Below are 325 nucleotides of genomic sequence, written 5' to 3'. Positions count from 1 at the left end.
GATGCGAGATGTGACACCAGCCTTTATCAAACGTGAACACACCCTATCTCCAGCGATGATTAAAGCATACCAAGAAGCCGTTTACTGTGAGTGTGTTGCTCCAGGGCTTTTCCTTAGTGAAGAAGAGCGTAATGCTCTCTCAACCCGCCAATCAGAGCAATTTGACACTGCAGAAGAGATGAAGCTCGAGACAGCCCAAATCAAAGAAGCCACGCAAAGCAAAACAGTCAAAAATCTTGTCAATGATGATGCAGAAAATCTCAAATCAGACGGTCACTATCAAAAGCGCGCTCAACAAGATCTCGAAGAGTCGGCGATATCTCAA

General features: G+C 45.2%; 1 pseudogene. It reads left to right on the top strand.

Going from position 1 to position 325, the window contains the following annotated elements:
• Nucleotides 1-325, top strand: a pseudogene (locus tag AB4496_RS18020) (type IV conjugative transfer system coupling protein TraD); the annotation flags it as partial.

Source organism: Vibrio sp. 10N.222.46.A1 (assembly GCF_041473595.1).
Lineage (GTDB): Bacteria > Pseudomonadota > Gammaproteobacteria > Enterobacterales > Vibrionaceae > Vibrio > Vibrio tasmaniensis_A.
The sequence above is the reverse complement of the archived record's forward strand: the minus strand, read 5'-3'. Positions and strand labels throughout refer to the sequence as shown.